The organism is Alistipes communis, from assembly GCF_006542665.1.
Classification (GTDB): Bacteria; Bacteroidota; Bacteroidia; order Bacteroidales; family Rikenellaceae; genus Alistipes; species Alistipes communis.
Window position 1 is genome coordinate 1,545,016 of sequence record NZ_AP019735.1, and the last position, 18,302, is coordinate 1,563,317.

Annotated in this window: 14 protein-coding genes, 1 tRNA gene and 1 other RNA gene; 12 read left to right on the top strand and 4 right to left on the bottom strand. The window is 61.6% G+C overall.

All coding sequences use genetic code 11. The features are described from left to right. The first annotated feature begins 82 nt into the window (after positions 1-82). The 10 genes from FMF02_RS06385 (at position 83) to FMF02_RS06430 (ending at position 12,674) form a co-directional block, all read left to right on the top strand. Positions 83-2,569, top strand: coding sequence for a putative glycosyltransferase family protein (locus FMF02_RS06385; protein WP_179952789.1), 2,487 nt, complete (start codon positions 83-85; stop codon positions 2,567-2,569). Further along, on the top strand, positions 2,566-3,447 hold the full coding sequence (locus FMF02_RS06390) for a cell division protein FtsX (RefSeq protein ID WP_019130614.1): 882 nt from the start codon (positions 2,566-2,568) through the stop codon (positions 3,445-3,447). Before FMF02_RS06385 ends, FMF02_RS06390 begins: the two co-directional genes overlap by 4 nt. A gap of 233 nt (positions 3,448-3,680) precedes the next feature. After that, positions 3,681-3,929 (top strand): DUF3098 domain-containing protein, encoded by a 249-nt coding sequence (locus tag FMF02_RS06395; protein ID WP_019130613.1) that lies wholly within the window; start codon positions 3,681-3,683, stop codon positions 3,927-3,929. Positions 3,930-3,932: 3 nt separating this feature from the next. After that, complete coding sequence (locus tag FMF02_RS06400) at positions 3,933-4,727, top strand: undecaprenyl-diphosphate phosphatase (protein ID WP_019130612.1); 795 nt, start codon at positions 3,933-3,935, stop codon at positions 4,725-4,727. Positions 4,728-4,731: 4 nt separating this feature from the next. Further along, the gene (gene truB / locus FMF02_RS06405) at positions 4,732-5,436 is read left to right on the top strand and encodes a tRNA pseudouridine(55) synthase TruB (protein ID WP_141412550.1); all 705 of its coding nucleotides are present in this window, start codon (positions 4,732-4,734) and stop codon (positions 5,434-5,436) included. Positions 5,437-5,580: 144 nt separating this feature from the next. After that, positions 5,581-6,630, top strand: a complete 1,050-nt coding sequence (gene queA / locus FMF02_RS06410) for a tRNA preQ1(34) S-adenosylmethionine ribosyltransferase-isomerase QueA (RefSeq protein ID WP_019130610.1) — start codon at positions 5,581-5,583, stop codon at positions 6,628-6,630. Between the two features lie 82 nt (positions 6,631-6,712). Beyond that, positions 6,713-7,510 carry a glycogen/starch synthase gene (locus FMF02_RS06415; RefSeq protein WP_141412551.1) on the top strand — a complete coding sequence of 266 codons (798 nt, stop codon included), beginning with the start codon at positions 6,713-6,715 and terminating at the stop codon, positions 7,508-7,510. Continuing rightward, on the top strand, positions 7,497-9,086 hold the full coding sequence (locus FMF02_RS06420) for a DUF4270 family protein (protein WP_162502281.1): 1,590 nt from the start codon (positions 7,497-7,499) through the stop codon (positions 9,084-9,086). The genes FMF02_RS06415 and FMF02_RS06420 overlap by 14 nt, the downstream gene beginning before the upstream one ends. Positions 9,087-9,161: 75 nt before the next feature. After that, positions 9,162-11,459: a type I DNA topoisomerase gene (gene topA / locus FMF02_RS06425; RefSeq protein ID WP_019130607.1), complete on the top strand. Its 2,298-nt coding sequence runs from the start codon at positions 9,162-9,164 to the stop codon at positions 11,457-11,459. Positions 11,460-11,486: 27 nt separating this feature from the next. Then, positions 11,487-12,674, top strand: coding sequence for a C1 family peptidase (locus tag FMF02_RS06430; protein WP_141412553.1), 1,188 nt, complete (start codon positions 11,487-11,489; stop codon positions 12,672-12,674). 198 nt (positions 12,675-12,872) lie between these two features. Here the strand turns inward: FMF02_RS06430 and rnpB are convergent. Beyond that, an RNA gene (gene rnpB, locus FMF02_RS06435) (RNase P RNA component class A) lies at positions 12,873-13,240 on the bottom strand. A 98-nt stretch (positions 13,241-13,338) separates the two neighbouring features. On the opposite strand from rnpB, the gene FMF02_RS06440 reads away from it, so the two are divergent. Further along, a complete protein-coding gene (locus FMF02_RS06440; RefSeq protein ID WP_141412554.1) occupies positions 13,339-13,869 on the top strand; it encodes a nitroreductase family protein in 531 nt (176 codons plus the stop codon). A 70-nt stretch (positions 13,870-13,939) separates the two neighbouring features. Here FMF02_RS06440 and FMF02_RS06445 read toward each other — a convergent pair whose 3' ends face one another. Beyond that, entirely contained in the window at positions 13,940-14,587 is a 648-nt protein-coding gene (locus FMF02_RS06445) for an SGNH/GDSL hydrolase family protein (protein WP_141412555.1), read from the bottom strand. Positions 14,588-14,958: 371 nt separating this feature from the next. Here FMF02_RS06445 and FMF02_RS06450 point away from each other — a divergent pair. Further along, positions 14,959-15,043 (top strand) — tRNA-Leu (locus FMF02_RS06450). Between the two features lie 78 nt (positions 15,044-15,121). On the opposite strand, the gene FMF02_RS06455 is transcribed toward FMF02_RS06450, so the two are convergent. Together FMF02_RS06455 and FMF02_RS06460 are read right to left on the bottom strand one after the other, a co-directional pair. Continuing rightward, complete coding sequence (locus tag FMF02_RS06455; protein WP_019130603.1) at positions 15,122-15,802, bottom strand: ABC transporter ATP-binding protein; 681 nt, start codon at positions 15,800-15,802, stop codon at positions 15,122-15,124. Between the two features lie 58 nt (positions 15,803-15,860). After that, positions 15,861-18,209, bottom strand: a complete 2,349-nt coding sequence (locus FMF02_RS06460; RefSeq protein ID WP_141412556.1) for an ABC transporter permease — start codon at positions 18,207-18,209, stop codon at positions 15,861-15,863. Positions 18,210-18,302: the final 93 nt, after the last annotated feature.

Here is an 18,302-nt window from a genome sequence, read left to right on the forward strand (position 1 = left end):
TACTCCGTCTCGGCATAATCAAGTTGCCGCTTGCTTCTGCGCTCGACTTTTCGTACCTTTGAACCGACGAACAATCGCTGCTATGACCACTCTATTCAGAAAATTCTTGCCGGCGGCCGTGGCCGTACTCCTTTTCTTCACGTTGGCGGCCCTCTATTTCGCGCCCCAGTTCGGCGGCGACGTGCTGCCGCAACACGATGTGCGTCAGTACGAAGGGGCGAGCCGCGAGATCCATCGGACGCGCGAGGCCTACGGCGAAGACCCGCAGTGGATCGGTTCGATGTTCGGCGGTATGCCCGCCTATCTGGTCGACGTGCGCTATCCCGCACAACTGGTCAAGGATGCGGCCGTACCGCTGACGCGGGCCGTGCCGATCCCCGCCGGACTCATCTTTTTTGCCATGTGCGCCTTCTGGGTGATGCTCCGCATGATGAAGATCGATCCGTGGGTGGGAATCGTGCCGTCGCTGGCCTACGGCCTTTCGACCTATTTCCTGCTCATCATCGGGGCGGGGCACCTGACCAAGATGTGGGCGCTGGTCTATGCGCCGCCGATGATGGGCGGCATCTGGATGACGCTGCGCGGAGGGCGTCCGGGGTGGGGCGGAGCGCTCACGGCGCTCTTCGCTTCGCTCGAAATCGGCGCCAACCATCCGCAGATCACCTACTATTTCCTGCTGGCGGCCGCCTTGTTCTGGCTCAGCGAAGGCATCGTCGCCTTGCGGGAGAAACTCTTGAAACCCTTCGCCAAACGTACGGCGGTGCTGGCGGCCGCAGGGCTGCTGGCGCTCGGTTCGAACTTCGCACCGCTGTGGTACACCGCCCAGCACGCGAAGGATACCACGCGCAGCGGTTCGGAATTGGCGGCCGGGGATGCCGGGAGCGGCGGGCTGGATCTGGCCTATGCGACGGCGTGGAGCTACGGCCGTGCCGAGAGCTGGAACCTGCTGATCCCCGATTTCATGGGCAGCGACTCGGCCCGCGCCTTCTCGGAGGACGGCCCCGTCGCCGCGGCGCTGACGCCCTACGGCATGGCGCAGGCGGCGCAGCAGCTCCCCGCCTACTGGGGCGAACAGCCCTACACCGGCGGGCCCACCTATCTGGGCGCCGCGGCGCTCTTCCTGGCGTTGCTGGGGGTGCTGCTCGTCGGCGGCCGCGACCGCTGGTGGATCGTGGCGGCGAGCCTCGTCATGCTGCTGCTGGCGTGGGGGCATCACTTCATGGGATTGACCGAACTGGCCTATAAATACCTTCCCGGCTACAACAAGTTCCGCACGGTCTCGATGGCCCTCGTGGTCGTGCAGTGGACGGTGCCGCTGCTGGCGGCGCTGGCGCTCCAGCGGCTCTGGTGCGCGGAGCTTCCGGCTGCGCGGCTGCGCCGTGCGCTGGCGTGGGCCGCGGGCGTCACGGGCGGGCTGTGCCTGCTCTTCGCCGTAGTGGGCGGCCAGCTCTTCGATTTCGGCCGCGAGGCCGCCGTGGAGCAGATGACCGCGCAGTTCAACCGTATTTTGCAGGCCAACGGCGCCGACGATCTGCTGCGACAGGGACTCGACGCGACGATCGGCGAGGAGGTCGGTGCGGCGATGGCCGACGAGCGGGCCGCGATGATGACGGCCGACGCCTGGCGGTCGCTGCTCTTCGTGCTCCTCACGGCGGCCGCCGTGGGGCTGATGATCGTGCGTCCGGCGTGGCGCGGTGCGGCCGTCGCGCTTGCGGGCGTGCTAGTCGCGGCCGATCTGTGGGGTGTCGACGTGCGCTACCTGTCGTCGGACGACTTCGTGTCGCCGCGCCGGCAGCAGTGGACGCCGAGCGGGGCCGACAAGCTGATTCTCGGCGACACGACGCCCGGCTTCCGTGTGCTGAACCTCACGGTCAGCCCCTTCAACGACGCCACGACGAGCTACTACCACCGTTCGGTGGGCGGCTACCACGGCGCGAAGATGTCGCGTTATCAGGACGTGATCGACCGCTACCTCTCGTCGAACGACGAAGCGGTGCTCGACATGCTCAATACCCGTTACCTCATCCTGCCGGGCGCCGACGGGCGGCCCGAAGCGCATCTGCGCGCGACGGCGCAGGGTGCGGCGTGGCTGGTGCGCGACGTCGTGACGGCCTCGACGCCGCAGCAGGAGCTGGCGGCGCTGGCGACGGCCGACCTGCGCCGTCAGGCGGTGGTCAACCCCGCCGACTATGCCCGCATGACGGGTGCCCGCGAAGGGGCGCTTCCGGCGGTCGATACGCTCGGCGGTACGATCCGGCTCACGGAATACCGCCCCAACTATCTGAAATACGAATACGCCTCCGCGGCGCCCGCCACGGCGGTCTTCTCCGAGATCTTCTACGACAAGGGCTGGACGGCCTGGGTGGACGGCGTCGAGACACCCTATTTCCGTGCCGATTACCTGCTGCGCGCCCTGGAACTTCCGGCCGGCGATCATACGGTCGAGTGGCGGTTCCGTGCGCCGCACTGGGGAGCGGTCGAGGGGGTGACGGGGCTTTGCTCGGCGGCGATCCTGCTCCTGATCGCCGGACTGGCCGCTGCGGAGTGGTATAAACGAAAAAAGCGATGAAAGACAACAAGCGACTCAAACGGCGCGTGCGCAACTCCTACATCGTCTCGACGGTGAGCATGGCGCTGGTGCTGTTCCTGCTCGGTTCGGTGGGGTATCTGATGACGGCCGCGCTGCGTGTGGCGCGGACGCTTCAAGAGAGCGTGACGGTGACCGTCGAACTGGCGGACGGGGTGGATTCGCTGCGGCGCGGCGAGATCGAACGCCGCCTGCGCGGCGACGAGATGGTGCGCGACATCGAATTCGTCTCGAAGCAGACGAAGATCGGCGACGCGGAGTTCCGCCACATGTTCGAAAACGAGATCGAGGAGGTGCTCGGCGAAAACCCGCTCAACGACAGTTTCGAGGTGCACCTCTCGGCCGAGTCGGCCGACTCGGTGCGGCTCGACGCCTTCATGGCCAAGGCCGGCGGGATGCGGGGCGTGGAGCGTGCGACCTGCCCGCTGCCGATGATCCGGCGGATGCACGCCACGGTGAACAAGATCCAGCTGGTGCTGGCGGTCTTCGCTGCGGCGTTGCTGGCCATTTCGCTGATTCTGCTGAGCAATACGATCCGGCTTTCGATCTACTCGAAGCGTTACCTCATCAATACGATGAAGCTGGTCGGCGCGACCAAGTGGTTCATCATGCGGCCCTTTCTGGCCAGCAGCGTCTGGCAGGGGCTGGCGGCAGGGGCCGGCGCTTCGGCGCTGTTCGGCGTAGCGCTCTACGGGTTGAGCGCGGCCCTGCCCGAACTGACGACGCTCGCGGCGATGACCAAGGCGATGATCATCGTGGGGAGTATGATGGCCGGCGGCGTGGCGCTCGCGCTGCTTTTTACGGCCGTATCGGTCAACCGGTTCGTCGACATGAGATCGGACAAGATACACTTGTATTGAGGGGTCGGACGTTTGAGCAGAAATGGGTTCGGTATCCGGTTTCGTACGGGCGTAGTCACGGCCCGCGACCGTGTTTCCGGATTTTACCCTCTCCTGAATTTCCTCCTCGGAGGGGACTTCGGGGAGTTCGTTCCGCAGGTCTGCCCCTTCGGCTGCGGTCGGCCGGCGGGAACAAGGACCGTTTTGTCGGGCTGCCGCCCGTGTAGAGGAAATTGATAAACAGACGATACGCAATGAAAAAATTCAATGAAATCGGCGATCCCAACGACGCCAAGATGCCGCTCTCGGCGAAAAATTACGTGCTGCTGCTCGTCGGGGCGGCGGTCATTCTGCTGGGGATGATCCTCATGTCGGGCGGCGGCAGCGACTCGCCCGACGAGTTCAACTACGCCATGTTTTCGTGGCGGCGCATCACGCTGGCGCCGATTCTGGTCATCGGCGGTTTCGCATTCGAAATTTACGCCATCCTCAAACGCTGGTAGAAGATGGATACGATAGAGGCCATTATCCTGGGCATCGTGCAGGGGCTTACCGAGTTCCTGCCCGTGTCGAGCAGCGGGCACCTGCAAATCGCCAAGGCGCTCATGGGGGTAGAGATCGAACAGAACCTGCTCTTCGACGTGACATTGCACGCCGCTACGGTACTCAGCACGATCGTCGTGCTGTGGAGCGAGGTGGCGCGCCTGTTGCGGGGGCTCTTCTCGCGGCGGTTCAACGAGGAGCAGGCCTACGTGCTGAAACTCCTGCTGTCGATGATTCCGATCGGGATCGTCGGCTTCACGCTCAAAGACCGGCTCGACGCCCTTTTGGAGTCGCCGGCGATCCTGCTCGTGGTGGGGTGTATGCTGCTGGTGACGGCGGCGCTGCTCGCTTTCGCCTACTACGCCAAGCCCCGGCAGAAGGCGCAGCTCTCCTACCGCGACGCCTTCCTGATCGGTGTGGCGCAGGCCGTGGCGGCGCTGCCCGGCCTGTCGCGTTCGGGATCGACGATCGCTACGGGGCTGCTGCTGGGCAACCGCAAGCAGACGGTGGCGCAGTTCTCCTTCCTGATGGTGCTGGCTCCGATCCTGGGCGAAACCTTCCTGGAATTGATGAAGGGCAACCTCGGCGCGCAGGCGATCGGCTCGGCGCCGCTGGCGGCCGGTTTCGTCGCGGCCTTCGTCGTGGGGTGTCTGGCCTGCAAGTTCATGATCGAGATCGTCAAACGCGGCAAACTCGTCTGGTTCGCGCTTTACTGCGCGGCGGCGGGTACGGTGTCGATCCTCTCCTATGTGCTGTAAGGCGATGGAAAGTACCGATTTGCAGCGGGTGAACTTCGAGGAGGGCTATGTCGCCGTGATCGACAAGCCCTACCGTTGGAGTTCGACCGACGTGGTGCGCAAGGTGAAGTTCGAGTTGCGCAAGGCGGGTTACCGCAGGATCAAGGTCGGCCATGCCGGTACGCTCGACCCGCTGGCCACGGGAGTTCTGCTGGTCTGCATCGGACGGGCGACCAAGCGGGTCGACGCCTTGCAGGCCGAGCGGAAGGAGTACATAGCCGGCGTGCGGCTGGGTGCCACGACCCCCAGCTTCGACCGCGAACACACGGTCGACCGGACCTTCCCGACGGACCACATCACGCGACCGGAGGTCGAACGGGCGCTCGCCTCGCTCGTGGGCGAGCGGTTGCAGACGCCGCCGCTCTATTCGGCCAAGAAGATCGAGGGAACGCGCGCCTACGAGTTCGCCCGTGCCGGCGAGCAGGTCAAGATGCGGCAGTCGCTCGTCACGATCTACGACATCGAGCTGCTAGAATGCCGTCTGCCGGAGCTGACGATCCGCGTGCGCTGTTCGAAGGGAACCTATATCCGCTCGCTTGCGCGCGAGATCGGCGAAGCGCTGTCGAGCGGCGCCTATCTCACCTCGCTGCGTCGCACGCGCAGCGGTACGCACGACGTCGAAGCGGCATGGCAATTGGATGATTTTCTGAAAAAGTTGAGGGGAGAGTGAAACAAAATAGTTTTTCCGACGTATATACCTTGATTGTTTTGTGTTTTCTGCGATAGAGAAACAGATCCGGCCGGTGCGGGCGCAAGACCGCTTTCGAACTGTGCCGGGCGTGGAAAACGAAGGGTCAAATTCAACTTTCCGACAATGAAATTATCACAGTACGGGTACGAGTTCAAGCCGGAGATGCTGGCCAAGTACCCTGCCGAGAACCGCGACGAGGCGCGTCTGATGGTGGTGAACCGTGCCAAGGGCACGATCGAGCATCGTATTTTCAAGGATATCATCGACTATTTCGACGAGGGCGACCTGTTCGTCTTCAACGACACGAAGGTCTTTCCGGCCCGTTTGTACGGCAACAAGGAGAAGACCGGCGCCGAGATCGAAATCTTCCTGCTGCGCGAGTTGAACCGCGAACTGCGTCTGTGGGACGTGCTGGTCGATCCGGCGCGCAAGATCCGTATCGGCAACAAGCTCTATTTCGGCGATGACGACCTGATGGTGGCCGAGGTGATCGACAACACCACTTCGCGCGGCCGCACGCTGCGCTTCCTGTTCGACGGCGATTACGACGAATTCAAGACGGCGCTCTTCAAACTGGGCGAGACGCCCCTTCCGCGCTGGGTGCGCGAGAAGGTCGAACCGGAGGACAGCGAACGCTACCAGACGATCTTCGCCGCGAAGGAGGGGGCCGTGGTGGCTCCCACGGCGGGGATGCACTTCTCGAAACACCTGATGAAGCGCATGGAGATCCGCGGTGTCGAACGCGCTTTCCTGACGCTTCACGCCGGTCTGGGGAATTTCCGCACGGTGGACGTCGAGGATCTGTCGAAGCACAAGATGGACTCCGAACAGTACATCGTCGACGATGCGACGGCCGCCTCCGTCAACCGCGCCAAACGGAACGGCCGCAAGGTCGTTTCGATCGGGACGACGGTCATGCGGACGCTCGAAACGGTCGTTTCGACCAACGGTACGATCAATGCGGGGGAGGGCTGGACCAACAAGTTCATCTTCTCGCCCTACGAGTTCACGGTGGCCGACGCGATGGTCTCCAACTTTCACCTGCCCTATTCGACGCAGCTGATGATGGTGGCCGCTTTCGGCGGATACGACTGCGTGATGAACGCCTACAAGATCGCGCGCGAGGAGGGTTACCGCTTCGGCACCTACGGCGACGCGATGCTGCTCCTTTGAGGCTGCGGGAGTGCGGATTTCCGGCCCTGCGCGGTTTTTCGGAAAATTTTCACTACCTTTGTAAAATAAACTCACATTGGCGATGGCAGGAAAGATATTATACGTTTGTCAGGAGATTTTCCCCTACCTTCCGGAGTCCGAGCAGTCCGCGCTGTGCCGGCAGCTGGTGCAGGCGATGCAGGAGCGGGGAAACGAGATCCGGACGTTCATGCCGCGTTACGGTTGCATCAACGAACGGAGGAACCAGCTTCACGAGGTGATCCGGCTTTCGGGCATGAACCTGATCATCGACGATAACGACCATCAGCTCATCATCAAGGTGGCGTCGATCCCGACCGCCCGCGTGCAGATCTACTTCATCGACAACGACGACTATTTCGCGCGCAAGGCGGTGCTTTCCGACGATGCGGGGTGGTTCGCCGACAACGACGAGCGCGCCATCTTCTTCGCGCGCGGCGTGCTCGAAACGGTCAAGAAACTGCGCTGGAACCCGTCCGTCGTGCATTGCCACGGTTGGTTCTCGGCCGTCGTTCCGATCTACCTCAAACACATGTTCGCCGACGATCCCGTCTTCCGCGACGTGAAGATCGCCGTGTCGCTCTACGACGACGCCTTCCCCGGCGAACTCGACGCCGGTTTCCGCGCCAAGGTGGAACACGAAGGCGTGCAGGACGAAAATCTGAAAATTCTCGACAATTCGTCATACCAAAACCTCATGCGTTTCGTTATGGACTATGCCGACGGCATCGTGCTCGCTTCGGAAGGGGTCGATGCCGCCCTGGCGGAGTATGCCCGCCGCAGCGGCAAGCCGGTATTGGAGTATCAGGCGCCGGAGGCGGAGGGATTCGATAATTATAATAAGTTCTATGAAGAATTATAGAGGCGTTCGCAAGTGGCTCAACGCCGTTTTGGTGCTGGGCGTGGCGGGAATGCTGACTTTTGCCGGCTGTACGGAGGTCGACGATACGCTGGGGTACGAACTCGTGCCCGGCAACCAGCAGATGGAGATGCGCCTGCACAGCATCCGCAAAGGCTTCGAAGCCCGGATGTTCATGAGCGACTCCGTCAAGTCGTCCAATCTCTCCTACGGCTATTTCGGTACGACCAAGAGCGACACCTTCGGCATACGCAAGGTCGGGTTCATGACCCAGTATTTGTGGGCGTCGATCTCCGACCGCAAGAACTGGTACGGCTACCGGCCGATCTTCGATTCGCTGCAACTGCTCCTGAGCGTCTCCTCGTATGCGGGCGACACGCTCCAGCCGCAGCGCTTCGGCGTCTACCGGATTCTCAACAACGACTATTTGAAGGACAACGACGGCAACGGCGACGGCACGACCGATACGACCTTCTTCACGAGTTTCAATCCCGTGGCGGCGGGCTGCGTCGACGAGAACGACCCGCTGTTCACCTTCACCTTCCCCGACGGGACGACGACGGGGCCCGCCACGACGGCCGTCACGCTGGAGCCGACGCCGGCGGGGCTGGACTACGTCAAGGAGCTGATGATGCAGGAGGGCAAATACAAGAACGACTCGACGGTCTATACCAACGATTCGCTGTGGGTGAACTACTTCTGCGGCCTGGCCATTCTGCCGCTCGATTTCAACGGCACCACGGGCGCGACCTTCGCCACCACGCTTGCCGAGTCGGGCATGATGCTCTACGGGCGTAACCGCGATTCGGTCGATGCGACGCTGATCCGCGATACGTTGCAGACGCTCTTCTATTTCTACGACGAATACGCGACCACCTACGGCAACGTGTCGGTCAACACCGTCGAGCGCACCAACACGCGCTATATCGATTACGACGCGATTGTCGAGAAGCCCGGCGGCGGAACCGTCGAGCCGCAGCAGCCCTTCGAATTGGGCTATGTCGAGGGAATGGGCGGCGCGCTCGTCGAGCTGACGCTTACCGACGAGTTCCTCTCCGTGCTGGGCGAGTTGCAGGCCGAGCAGGAGGACGAAGGGTACCGGACGGTAGCGATCAACCAGGCGTTGCTCTCGATCTACGTGGACGGCGTGACCGACGGCGGCTGGGAGCAGGGATTCTCGCAGAAGGTGATCGAACGTTTCGATGCGTCGATCAGCCGGCTGGGCCTCTACACCGATTTCAAGACGCTGACGCCCGTGTCCGACTACGCCTACGATTACGAACAGCAGTACGAGGTGACGCTTCCCTACGGCGGTTATCTGAACCGCAGCCTGGGATGCTACACGCTCAATATTTCGAGCCATATACAACGCCTGTGGCGGGCGTATCAGGAGGCGCCGATCGATCCCGAAACGGGCGAGCGGCAGTACACCGAGGCCCAGAAGCGGATGATGACGCTCTATCTGGCGCCGGGGGCCACCGATCTGTTCACCTTCAACCGCATCGCGTTGCAGGGCGGGATCAAGGCCGGCGAGAACGCCCCGATCCACATGGAGTTGACCTATACGCTGATAAAATAGAGACGGCAGTTACACATTGCTTTTTGCGAACCTAAGTTGCGATACTTAGGTTTTCGCATGTATAAACGATTTACGATGCAGGAAAATTTAGTTATCGTCGAGTCGCCGGCCAAGGCCAAGACGATCGAGAAGTTCTTGGGTAAGGATTTCATGGTCAAGTCGAGCTTCGGCCATATTCGCGACCTCTCGAAAAAGGATCTGGGAATCAATCTCGCCGACGGGTTCGCGCCGGTTTACGAGATCCCGAAGGATAAACGCAAGGTCGTGGACGAACTCACGCGCGCCGCGAAGGACCGGACCGTGTGGCTCGCCTCCGATGAAGACCGCGAAGGAGAGGCCATCGCATGGCACCTGACCGAAGTGTTGGGTCTCCCGGTCGAGGGGACGAAGCGGATCGTCTTCCACGAAATTACGAAGCGGGCCATTTTGGAGGCTATCGAGAACCCGCGGACGGTCGATATGAATCTGGTCAACGCCCAGCAGGCGCGCCGCGTGCTGGATCGTCTGGTCGGTTTCGAGCTGTCGCCCGTGCTGTGGAAGAAGGTGCGGCCGTCGCTGTCGGCGGGTCGCGTGCAGAGTGTCGCCGTGCGGCTGCTCGTCGAGCGCGAACGCGAGATCATCGCCTTCCGGTCGACCCCCTATTTCCGCGTCGTGGCGCAGTTCCATGCCGCCGGGGACAAGGATCGGACGCTCTTCAAGGCCGAGCTGCCGACGCGCTTCGAGTCGCGCGAGGAGGCCGAGGCGTTCCTCCGCAGCTGCGTCGGCGCGACCTTCACGGTGGCCAAGGTCGAAGAGAAGCCCGTGCAGCGCTATCCCGCGCCGCCCTTCACGACCTCCACGTTGCAGCAGGAGGCGGGGCGCAAGCTGGGGATGTCGGTTTCGCAGACCATGTCCGTCGCGCAGCACCTCTACGAGCAGGGTCTCATCACCTACATGCGTACCGACTCGGTGAACCTCTCGACGCTGGCGCTGGCGCAGTGCAAGGAGCAGATCACGAATCTCTACGGCGAGAAGTATTCGTCGTACCATAACTACAAGACCAAGACCAAAGGGGCTCAGGAGGCGCACGAGGCGATCCGCCCGTCGTATATCGAGCGGCAGGCGATCGAGGGTACGCCGGCCGAAAAGCGGCTCTACGACCTGATCTGGAAGCGCACGGTCGCTTCGCAGATGGTTTCGGCCGAGCTGGACCGCACGACGATCACGATCGCGATCGACGGCCGCCGCGAACAGTTCGTCGCCACGGGCGAAGTGGTGCGTTTCGACGGTTTCCTGCGGCTCTATTCGGAGTCGACCGACGAGGAGCCGGCCGAGGACAGCGAAGGGCTGCTGCCCAAACTCTCTGCGGGCGACGAGGTGCTCTATCAGACCATTACGGCCACGCAGCGTTTCACGATGCCGCCGGCGCGCTACAACGAGGCGTCGCTGGTCAAGCGGCTCGAAGAGCTGGGCATCGGCCGCCCTTCGACCTATGCGCCGACCATCACGACGATCATCAACCGCGGTTATGTGGTCAAGCAGAGCAAGGAGGGGCAGAAGCGCACCTACGAACAACTGACGCTCGCGGGCGGCAGCGTGTCGGCCAAGACGCTCAGCGAGAGCTTCGGCAAGGAGAAGAACCGGCTGCAACCCACCGATATCGGTATGCTGGTGAACGACTACCTCGAACAGCAGTTCGCACCGATCATCGACTATAATTTCACGGCCAACGTCGAGAAGGAGTTCGACCGCGTGGCCGAGGGCGACATCACGTGGGACAAGATGATCGCCGCTTTCTACGGGCCGTTCCACCGCATGGTCGATACGGCGATCGAGACGCAGTCCGACAAACACGGGCAGGCGCGCGTGCTGGGTGCCGATCCCAAGACGGGACGCACGGTCAAGGCCCGCATCGGCCGCTACGGGCCGATGGTCGAGATCGAGGGCGAAGGCGAGGAGAAACCCCGTTTCGCCTCGCTTAAAAAAGGGCAGCTCATCGAGTCGATCACGCTCGACGAGGCGCTGGCGCTCTTCGCCCTGCCCCGCACGCTGGGCGAATGGGAGGGCGAGCCGATGGTCGTCGGGCTGGGGCGCTTCGGCGCTTACGTGCGCTGGGGCAAGTCGACCTTCGCCTCGCTGGCCAAGGGCGACGATCCCTACACGCTGACGCTCGAACGCGGCGTGGAACTTATCAAGGCGCATCAGGCGCAGCGGACGGCGGCCAACACGCCGATTCGGAGCTTCGCCGAAGATCCCGACATGCTGGTCAAGAACGGCCGCTACGGTGCCTACATCGCCTACAAGGGAAAGAACTACCGCATCCCGAAGGGGACGAAGCCCGAAGAACTGACGCTCGACGAGTGCCTGAAAATCGTCGCCGCGTCGAAGAAATGACGTAATTCAACGAAACTCATGCGACTTATGAAGAAAATCCTTTTTACGGCCCTTCTGGCGCTGCTCGCGGCGGGCGTCGGGGCGCAGGAACAGCAAAAGCAAAAGGAGGAGGGGTATCGTTTCACCGACGTGAAGACCCTCCCAGTGACTTCGGTCAAGAACCAGAACCGCAGCGGCACCTGCTGGGCCTACTCGGCCCTCGCGTTTCTCGAAAGCGAGATTCTGCGCAACGGCGGCGGAGAGTACGACCTGTCGGCGATGTGGATCGTGCGCAACGCCTATTTCGAGAAGGCGGTGAAGTACGCCCGTATGCACGGTTCGCTCAATCTGGCCGTCGGCGGCGGTTCGCGCGACGTGACCGACGGGATCAAGAAATACGGCATCGTGCCGACGGAGGTCTATCCGGGTCTCTGCTACGGCACCGACTTGCCCGACTTCACGGAGATCGACCGCGTCGTCAAGGGGTATATGGACGCCGTGATCGCCGGCGACAAGTTGACGACGGCCTGGCAGCGCGGCCTGGATGCCGTTCTGGACGCCTATCTCGGTCCCAAACCCGAAAAATTCACCTGGAAGGGCAAGGAGTATACGCCGCAGTCGTTCGCTGCATCGCTGGGGCTCGACATGGACGACTACGTCGAGATCAGCTCCTATACGCACCACCCCTTCTACGAGGAGTTCATCCTCGAAGTGCCCGACAACTGGATGTGGGGAACGGTCTGGAACCTGCCTCTCGACGAGATGATGGCCGTCGTGGACAATGCGCTGGCCAACGACTATACGGTGCTCTGGGGGACGGACGTGAGCGAGAAGGGTTTCAGCCGCACGAAGGCGATCGGCATCGTGCCCGAGGCCGACCTTACGAGCATGAGCGGCACCGACGCCGAGCGCTGGGGCAAACTCTCCGACAAGGAGAAGGAGGCGGCGCTCTACAAGTTCGACAAGCCCGGCAAGGAGCGCGTCATCACGCAGCAGATGCGTCAGGAGGCGTTCGACAACTACGAGACCACCGACGACCACGGTATGCAGATCATGGGCACGGCGGTCGACCAGGCGGGCAACGACTATTACAAGGTGAAGAATTCGTGGGGCGTGCGTCCTCCCTACGACGGGTACTACTATTTCTCGCGTCCTTTCGTGGCCTACAAGACGATGTCGGTCATGGTCAACAAGAAGGCTATTCCAGAGCCGATCCGCAAGAAGATGGGACTTTGACCGGCCGGCGGCCTGCAATCGGAGGGGAGCGGTTCGACCGCTCCCTTTTTCGTTGCACCGATCCGTAGTTTCGCCCTGCCCGAATCCCGCGGAATGCGGGGCCGCCCGTTTGGAGATCGTCGATCCGGACGCAATGCAGCGGAGCGTGGAATCGCTACCGTTTTTAAGGAAAAAAGGATGCCCCGAAGGCATCCTTTTGTTTTAGCAGGCTCTGTAAGCCGGGTTCTGTACTCCGCTGCGCGCTTCCGGTGCGGAGCCCCTGTCATTTATCTACGACGGCGGTCGCCCGCCGCCTCCAGCAACCTACCCCCCGACATCGGGCGAGCAACCCTTAACTGCCGGTATACACGGTCTTGCAACCCGTCAGACGTACGGCCGGCGACATCACTGCCGCCGCGGTGGGCTCTTACCCCGCCTTTTCACCCTTACCCCTGCAAGCAGGGGCGGTCGTTTTCTGTTACGTTTCCTATAACCTCACGGCTATCAAGTCGTTAGCTTGGACGGTGCTCTGCGTTGCCCGGACTTTCCTCTCCCCCGCGAGGGGCAGCGACAAGGCGAGCCTGCACGACAAAAGTACGCAAAAAATGAAAATAACCGCCCGTCTGCGGCCGGTTTTTTGCGTTTGCGTCCTATATTTGTCTCGAAAATCGAAAACATTCCGCTTATGGACTTTCAGCAGGTGATCGAGGCACGGCGTTCCGTGCGCAAATTCAGGGACGAGGAGGTCCCGCACGAAGTATTGGCGCAGGCGATCGAGGCGGCATTGCACGCCCCCTCGTCGCGCAACAGCCGTTCGACGCGGTTTCTGGCGGTGCGCGACGCCGCGACGGTGCACCGTATGGCTGCCATGCGCGACTACGGCGCCGTGCCGCTCGCGGGTGCTCCGGCGGCCGTGGTGGTGATGGGCGATCGTGCGGCGAGCGACCTGTGGGTCGACAATGCGGCCATCGCGGCTACGATCCTGCAACTCGCGCTCGTCGACGCCGGTCTGAAATCGTGCTGGGTGCATGTCAACGGCCGTCCCCGCAGCAAGGAACGGCCCGACGGCGAGCAGGCCGTCGACTACCTGCGCACCTTCCTGCCGATTCCCGAGGGGTGCGGCGTGCTGTGCGTCATCGCGCTGGGCTACTCCGATTTCGAACCCAAACCGCTCCCCGCGGGCGAATCCGTCGAACGGGTGCAGTGGGTGGAGTAAGCGCGGAATAGCGTGAAAGGGAGCGCCCGCATGCGGGCGCTCCCTTTCGTTTCGGGACGGGCGGATCGTTCTATTTCACATAGGGCAGCACCGCGTCGCGCCAGACGATGTAGCCCTCGCCCATCAGGTGCAGGCCGTCGTTGGTCAGGTCGGCGCGCAGCTTGCCGTTCTTGTCGGCCAGCAGCGTCCACAGGTCGATGTAGACGATCCCCTTCTCGGCGCACAGCGCTTGCAGGCCCTTGTTCACGGCCACGATGTCGGCGTCGTGACGGCCGTGTTTGGCAGCGTATTTCTTGAACGAGTCGTTGACCGGAAAGACGCTCTGCACATAGAGTTTCGTGCGGGGCGATTCGCTCTGGAAGCGCTCCACGATCTTGCGGACGTTGGCGACGACCTCCGCCGCCGGAGTACCGGCCGCCAGGTCGTTGGTGCCGATCAGCAGGAAGAGTTTGCGGGGCTGCCCGCCGACGATCGGATCGAGCCGGTCGAGCATCCAGCTCGAACGGTCGCCGCTGATGCCGCGGTTCTTGACGCGGGGATTGGCCAGCAGTTCGTTCCACTCGCCGCCGTCGGTGATGCTGTTGCCCAGGAATACGATGTCCTTGGAGGTCACGGGCAGTTTCTCGAAGAGCGAACGGCGCTGGAAATTGTACTCGCTTTGCGCGAAGACGGCGGCTGCGGCGAGGAGCAGCAGGGCGGTCAGAATCGGTTTTTTCATTTCGGTGAATCGTTTTTATTTGTTTCGAATATCGGTTTTCGGCGGTCGGCATCGCCTGCGGACGGAGCGGCTCCGCCGGCGGGAACGATGCGGGCCGGACTCCGGCGGCGGTCGCTTCTGCCGGAATGCGGCCTGCCTGCCTTGAAGTTCGGTAATACAAAGATACGAAAAGTCGAGTGCAGAAGCAAGCGTTAGCTTGATTATGCCGAGACGGAGTATCTAAGACGCAGTCAAAGATAGGATTTTTTCCGAAAAATCGGTTGAAAATTTTGTGCTTAACAAAATCCTGTCTATATTTGCACTCCGAAACCGTGTGTTTCGCGAACATGCGCCAAGGGTTCGATGCCGAACGCCGCGGCCTGTTTTAAAAAGCCCAGGTGGTGAAATTGGTAGACACGCTACTTTGAGGGGGTAGTGAACGTTTAGTTCGTGCAAGTTCGAGTCTTGTCCTGGGCACACCGAAGACCGCAAGCAACAGAATTGCTTGCGGTCTTCGCGTTGTGAGATTTTCGACCGCGTTTCTTGCGGCGGCGTTCAGAGTTTGTTCGTCAGGTCCTTGACCAGCGTACCGTCGAAGAGGTGCAGTACCCGGTGGGCGTAGGTCGAATCGTGCTGCGAGTGGGTGACCATGATGATCGTCGTCCCTTCGCGGTTCAGTTCCGAAAGAAGTTCCATTACCTCCTGTCCGTTTTTCGAATCGAGGTTTCCGGTCGGCTCGTCGGCCAGTATGAGCTGCGGGTTGGCGATGACGGCGCGTGCGATGGCTACGCGCTGCTGCTGACCGCCGGAGAGTTGCTGCGGGAAGTGTTTGGCGCGGTGCGAGATGTTCATGCGGTTCAGAATTTCGGTCACGCGGCGTCTGCGCTCCGAAGCCTTCACGCGCAGATAGATGAGCGGCAGCTCGACATTCTCGAAGACGTTGAGTTCGTCGATGAGGTTGAACGACTGGAATACGAAGCCGATATTGCCCTTGCGGAACAGCGTGCGATCCTTTTCACGGAAAGCGGAGACCTCCTGCCCGAGCAGGGTGTAGCTGCCGGATGTGGGATTGTCGAGCAGGCCGAGGATGTTCAGGAGCGTCGATTTGCCGCATCCCGAAGGCCCCATGACGGCGACGAACTCGCCTTTTTCGATTGCGAACGATACGTTGTCGAGCGCAATGGTTTCGATTTCGTCCGTCCGGAAGACTTTCCGAAGATTTTCGATTTTCAACATGACGGAATGATTTGATTGGTTGTGATTCGTTTTTGGGTGAACGGTATCGCCGAGCGGGTCAGTTTTTGAGTGCGTCGACGGGGTTCGCGGCAGCGGCTCTGCTGCTCTGCCAGAAGACGGTGGCCAGTGCGACGGTCGCGGCGAATGCGCCGGCTGCGAGGAAAATCCACGCGCCGAGCCGGATGCGGACGCTGTAATCCTGCAACCAGCGGTCGAGGGCGTACCATGCGACCGGTACGGCGATGAGGAATGCGACGGCGACCTGTGCCATGAAGTTGCCCACCAGCCGTCGGAGCATCTCGCGCCGCGTCGCTCCGAAGACCTTGCGTACGGCTGTTTCCTGCTGTTTCTGCTGCATGTAGTAGGTGGACATGGCCAGCAGCCCCAGCGCCGAGATGAGGATCGCAGCCAGCGTGAAGATCCCCACGATGCGCAGCGTGCGTTGTTCGTCGGCGAAGAAGTCGGCGATCTGCTGCTCGAAATAACGCCCCTCGAAAAATCCGTCGTCGTTGATTCGTTCGAAAATGCTGCGGATGGTGGCGTAAGCCTCGTCGTGGTCTCCGCGCGTCTTGACGAGCATGTACCCCGGGAAGCGGGGTGCGGAGAGTTTTTTCCCGTTCCAGAAGCGATCGAAGTCGCCGATGTTCCACAGGATCATCGCCGTCGGTTTTTCGAGCACCGATCCGAACCGGAAATCGCGGTAGATGCCGGCGACCGAAACGGGGTCCTCTATGTTCGCCAAGCGGACGCCGGACGTATCCTCGGGGATATCCATCTGTTTGAATGCGTATTGGTTGAACCCCCATCCTTCGGTATGGTTGTCGCGCAGCAGTTCGAGGCCGAGAATGCGGAAGAAGACCGAGTCGGCGACGAAATATTCGAACGAGATCATGCGCCCGTCGTCATATTGCATCGTCCAGTTCGAACCTTTCGTAAGCGGTGTCGCAGTGCTGAATGCGACCGCTTCGACCGACGGTTCGCTGCGCAGTTCGTCGCGCAGCCGGCGCATCTGGTCGTAGCCGTCGAATATATCGTGGCGAAGCATGAGAATGTCTTTCGTGTCGTATCCCAGCGGCGCGTCGATCAGGTGGCGTGTCTGCGCATAGACGGTCAGCGAGGTGGCGAGCATCGCGACGGTGATTGCGTTCTGAATGACGATCAGCACTTTGCTGTATACCTGCTTCGTGCGGTGCCGCAACGATCCGCGCATGACGTCCACGGGTTTGTAGCGGGCTACCAGCGTCGCCGGCACGATGCCCGAAACGAAGCCCAGCGCGAGCAGGAACAGTGCGTACCATGCGATCCGCTCCGGTGTCGCTGCCGCCGAGATGTCGATCTTCGCGCCGAGCAGCCTTGCGGCGTAGGGTTCGGCCGCTTCGGCCAGCAGAAAGGCGACGGCGAATGCTGTGCAGCACATCAGAGTCGATTCGAGGATCAGTTTGAGCACGACTTCCCCTTTCGTCGCGCCCAGCAGGCGGCGCGTGGCCATCTCCTTGGCGCGGAATCCGGTCTGTGCGGCCGTCAGGTTGACGTAGTTGATGACGGCGAAGAGCAGGATGACGATGCCGATTGCCATGAGGATCGTCACGAACGAGCGGTTGCCCGACGAGAGGTTCCCGTAGCTGTCGAGGGGCGAAAAATAGACCTCCCGCAGGGGCAGGAGCGTTACCTGCCGGTAAAAGTCGCGGGTGTAAGGCAAATAGATCGTTTTGAAATAGTCGAGCATGTCGGGAAGTTTGGCCCGTAGGTCGGCCCCTTCGCGTGCCAGCAGAAAGGTGCAGCACGACCCTACATTGCTCATGCTTTCGTTGTTATTGTTCTTCTTCGTCAGCAGATCGCCGCGGTAGAGCAGGTCGACCGGCGGGATGACCGAACGCTCGATGTCGCGCATCACGGCGCTGACGGTGTAGCTCTTCCCCTCGGCGACGAGCGAACGCCCCACGGGATCGGCGTCGCCGAACATCCGGCGCGCGAACGATTCGGAGAGGACGACGTTGTCGCGTGCGGCGAGCGCCTGCCGCCTGTCGCCGGCGGCCAGTTCGAAGTCGAAGATGCGGAAGAAGGTCGTGTCGGCGTAGAGTACGTCGGCCAGTGCCAGCTTGCCGTCCGCCTCTACGGTATGGTGATCTTCGAACGATACGGCGCAGGTGGCTTCGATCTCGGGATAGCGGTCCAGAAGATGCTTTTGCAGGAAATAGGCGCTGGCGACGGTGTTTTCGTTGCTTACGACGTAGATCCTGCCGGCCTTCGAGTGGAAGCTGTCGACGGTGAACTGCCGGACGGTGTAGTCCGCGATCAGGATGACGAACATGAGCGACAGCGAGAGGCCGAAGATGTTGATGGCCGTGTAGAGCTTGTTGCGCCCCAGGAAGTTGAAAAACGAACGGAAGTCGAGTTGTCGGAACATAATGGTTGAATTTCTTTTTTCGTTTTCCCGCCTCGGCATAGTCCGAACAAGTTCGGATCTGCGCTCGGCTTGACGAAAGCGTTGTTTTGGATG